This is a genomic window from Mycolicibacterium vulneris, assembly GCF_002104765.1.
Lineage (GTDB): Bacteria > Actinomycetota > Actinomycetes > Mycobacteriales > Mycobacteriaceae > Mycobacterium > Mycobacterium vulneris.
In genome coordinates this window covers 1-4,421 of record NZ_NCXM01000070.1, presented here as the reverse complement: position 1 = coordinate 4,421, position 4,421 = coordinate 1, and the positions used below count along the sequence as shown (strand labels likewise).

General features: G+C 65.0%; 2 protein-coding genes and 1 pseudogene. All 3 read left to right on the top strand.

Annotated elements, in window-relative coordinates:
* Positions 1-688 precede the first annotated feature (688 nt).
* The 3 genes and pseudogenes from B8W69_RS29330 (at position 689) to B8W69_RS29320 (ending at position 4,358) form a co-directional block, all read left to right on the top strand.
* Positions 689-2,383 carry a GMC family oxidoreductase gene (locus B8W69_RS29330; protein WP_085293136.1) on the top strand — a complete coding sequence of 565 codons (1,695 nt, stop codon included), beginning with the start codon at positions 689-691 and terminating at the stop codon, positions 2,381-2,383.
* Between the two features lie 158 nt (positions 2,384-2,541).
* A pseudogene (locus B8W69_RS29325) lies at positions 2,542-3,006 on the top strand (DUF1906 domain-containing protein); the annotation flags it as partial.
* A 119-nt stretch (positions 3,007-3,125) separates the two neighbouring features.
* Positions 3,126-4,358, top strand: a complete 1,233-nt coding sequence (locus tag B8W69_RS29320; RefSeq protein WP_011725525.1) for an IS256-like element IS1245 family transposase — start codon at positions 3,126-3,128, stop codon at positions 4,356-4,358.
* The last annotated feature ends 63 nt before the right edge of the window (positions 4,359-4,421 follow it).

Here is a 4,421-nt window from a genome sequence, read left to right as displayed (position 1 = left end):
GGGTACCCGGGGGATGCGGGTGGGCAAAAGCCCGGATCTTGGTCCTTGCTTTGACGGCGCCCCGCTTTCGATTCGACCTTGATAAGCCGGGCGTGCTCGACGGCCTTCGCTGCGCATCGCTGAGCGGCCACCCGCGATGCCTCTAGGTGACATCTCGAAAGCGCTTGCGGTGCAGAGCGATTCGTCACAGTGACGTATTAATCCTGTGTCGCCACAAAAGGCGGAAGGGGTAAATGGCCGCCCGTGGCACGCCAACCAGCCCATCCGCTGGTCGGCGCTCGAGTTCATCGCCGCCACTGGCCGGGCTCGGCGCCCCGTCGATAACGCGTATCCGCGCGGCGGCGGGGCGAGGCCGCATAGAGGTGCGGGCGACTGCGTAAAAACGGCAGGTCACCGCCCGGGACGGCTTGAGCTCGACATGGTCGATTGCCGATAAGCGACATTATGTCAAGTTAAGGTCGCCATGTAGCAGATGCTCTGGAGCGTGGACCAGGCCTGTCCTGTAGTCACAGCACACAGTCCTGCTCCCGCACTGCGTGGCGAGCAGTGACGTTTTTCGATGCCGAGGCTAAACCGTTGTGCTTCGTCAATGGTCGACTCTGGTGGGGGCCACTCATTCCCCGACGAGACGAGGCCATCGTCGCGCACACTAGGACGCGCATCCGACGCTTGGAGGACCGATATCGGAATGAGCACGGTCGCCGAATTCGACTTCATCATCGTGGGAGCAGGCAGCGCAGGCTGCCTGCTCGCCAATCGGCTCAGCGCCGACCCCGATCGCCGTGTGCTCCTGATTGAGGCCGGCGGCAGAGATGACTGGTTCTGGATCAAGGTGCCGGTGGGCTACCTGTACACAATGGCCAACCCCCGTACCGATTGGGGTTTCACCACCGAGGCCGACCCAGGCCTGGCCGGCCGCAGCATTCTCTACGCGCGGGGCCGCGTCATCGGCGGCTGCTCGTCGATCAACGCGATGATCCACATGCGCGGACAGGCCAGCGACTACGACCTGTGGGCGCAGGCTACCGGCGACGACCGATGGCTTTGGGGCGGCTCGGACTCCCCAGGCGAGACACTGGCCATCTACAAAAAGTTGGAAGACTACTTCGACGGCGCCGATGACTGGCACGGCGCCGGTGGTGAGATCCGCGTCGAGCGGCCGCGCGTGAGCTGGAAGATCTTGGACGCCTGGCAGGCCGCGGCCGCCCAGGTGGGCATCGCCCCCATCGAGGAGTTCAATCGCGGCGACAACGCCGGCAGTGCGTACTTTCACGTCAACCAACGGCGGGGCCGTCGCTGGTCGATGGCTGACGCCTTCCTGCATCCCGTCGCCCACCGACCCAATCTCACCGTCTACACGCAAACGCAGGCATTGCGGCTTCTGACCGACGACCAGGTCCACGACGATCAGCGTCACGGTGCCTGGACCACCGCGCAGCAACGCGTCACCGGCGTGCGGCTGCTCAAAGGTGATCAAATCATCGACGTCCGAGCCCGCCGGGAGGTGATCCTGAGCGCCGGAGCCATCGGCTCGCCGCACCTGATGCAAACCTCGGGTCTGGGCCCGGCCGGCCTGCTTGCCCAGCATCAAGTGCCGGTGATCGTTGATCTGCCAGGGGTGGGCGAAAACCTCCAGGACCACCTGCAGCTTCGAACGGTCTACCGGATCCGGGGCGCCCCTACCGTCAACACGCTGTACCGGAATTGGATCACCCGCGCGGGCATGGGACTTCAGTACCTGCTGTTTCGATCGGGGCCCATGACCATGCCGCCTTCCACCCTGGGGGCCTTCGCGAAGAGCGACCCCGCGCTAAGCAGTCCCGATATGGAGTGGCACGTCCAGCCCTTGTCTTTGCCGAAGTTCAGCGAACCCCTGCACCCCTTCGGAGCGATCACTCCCTCGGTATGCAATCTGCGACCCAGTTCGCGTGGCCATGTGCGCATGGCCGAAGCAGATCCACTGGCCCACCCGAAGATTTCCTGCAATTACCTGTCGACTGACGCCGATCGTCAAACCGCCGTGATTGGCCTCCGGATGACCCGGCAGATCATGGCGGCGCCCGCTCTCGCCCGCTACCGCCCGCAAGAGTTGCTTCCTGGCCCACAATTGTTGAGCGACGAAGAGCTGCAGCGGGCGGCTGGTCAACTCGGTACGACGATTTTCCACCCGGTGGGCACCTGCGCGATGGGAGCCTTTGACGCACGCGGCCGGCCGCGGTCGGCCGCCACGGTGCTCGACACCGACTGCCGCGTGTATCGCGTCGCCGGCCTTCGAGTGGTCGATGCTTCGGCGATGCCCACCATCACTTCCGGCAACACCAACGCGCCGACCATGCTCATCGCCGAGCGCGCAGCGCGGGCGATCGTGGGACAAGCCGGTTAACAGCGAGACATCAATCTGCTTGCACGGCGGGTTGTTTCGCACGGGGCTTCCGAGGTCATAGCCGAACGGTCACCACTTGGTATCTATTTGGGAATGCAACCGCGTTTCGGCTGGCGCAGGTCTATCGGTAACAACAGTCACATCGCTAACATCGCGCGATGCATAGTTTGCCCCCGCCGGCCAGCGAAGTGCGACTGCGCACGGTTCCCCGGCGCGACGCGCTGCGCTACGCCGCCGCGTCGGCCGCCCTGGGCGCCGCATCGATAGCCTGGGGCATGCCCACGGCGGCTGCCGCCGCTCCCCCTCAGCTGATCGACTTCGCCGCGCACCAGATCCCGGCACAGCAGATCCGCGCTGCGGGCTATAGGGGCGTGGTCAACTACGTTTCGATATCGCGTCCCGGCTCGTCGTTTGGCGCCAAGCCGATCACTCGGCCCTACGCCGACTCATTGATAGCCGCGGGCTTGGCGATCGTCAGCAACTACCAATACGGCAAGCCGGGTGGGTCGGCACCGTCGGACTTCACGCGGGGCTACGCGGGCGGCGTCGCAGATGCGCGCACTGCGTGGCATTTACACACCGCGGCTGGCGGCGGCCAGAGTGCGCCGATTTTCTTCACCATCGGGAGCGTCCCGGGGAGTGGTGTAAGTGATGGCGGCGTGTCGGTCCCTGACGTAAGAGGGCCATCGCGTGAGTCTCTGTGGTGAAACGACCAAGAATCACTACCGAGAGGAACATCGCGATGGCCCTGGACCAGTCTGCCTTGCTGGAGGTGCTCGACGCACTGCGCACCGCCGATGCCGGTGAGCGGATCACTCAAGCCGCCGAAACGATCTACCAAGCCTTGATCGACGCGGAGTTGACCGCGTTCATCGGGGCTTCTCCCCATGAGCGCACCGAGACCCGCTCCAATCAGCGCAACGGCTCGCGTCCGCGCACGCTGTCCACGGTCGCAGGGGACCTGGAACTGCGGATTCCCAAGCTGCGCACCGGGTCATTTTTCCCGGCGTTGTTGGAGCGGCGTCGCCGGGTCGATCAGTGCTTGTTCGCGGTGGTGATGGAGGCCTACCTGCACGGCACCTCCACCCGCAAGGTCGACGATCTGGTCAAGGCACTGGGTACCGATACCGGGATCTCCAAAAGCGAGGTCAGCCGGATCTGCAAAGACCTCGACACCGAGGTCGCGGCCTTCCGGGACCGGCCGTTGGGTGATCAGCGCTTTCCGTATGTCTTCCTCGACGCCACCTACTGCAAGGCCCGGGTGAATCATCGGGTGGTGTCGCAGGCGGTGGTCATCGCCACCGGGGTGGCCGCTGACGGGCGCCGCGAGGTACTGGGCTTTGAGGTCGGAGACTCCGAGGACGGGGCGTTCTGGACCGCGTTTTTGCGGTCGTTGAAATCCCGCGGTCTGGCCGGAGTCCAACTGGTCATCTCCGATGCCCATGCCGGACTGCGCAGTGCCATTGACGCCGTGCTGATCGGGGCCGCCTGGCAGCGGTGTCGAGTGCACTTCCTGCGCAACGTGCTCGCCCAAGTGCCCAAGGGCTCCGCAGAGATGGTCGCCGCCGCGATCCGCACCGTCTTCGCCCAGCCAGACGCCGAGCACGTGCGCGAACAACTCGACACCATCGCCGGCATGCTCGGCCGCCAGTTCCCCAAGGTCGAAACCATGTTGCGCGAGGCCGCCGCCGACATCACCGCCTTCGCCGACTTCCCGGTGGCCCACTGGAAAAAGATCTGGTCAACCAACCCACTGGAGCGATTGAACAAGGAAATCAAACGCCGCACCGACGTCGTCGGCGTGTTCCCCAACCCCGCCGCGCTGTTACGGCTGGCCGGCTCGGTACTCGTTGAGGCCCACGACGAATGGCAGGTCGCCGACAAGCGCTACCTCTCCGAGACCAGCCTCGCTCTGCTCGACGTCAGTGACCAAAGTGCCGAAACCATTGCCCCCACAGCCGCTCTCACGGCATAGTGGCTACCACAGAGCCACACGCGGACACGCGACCGCTCTTACACCACTCCACGGGACGTGACC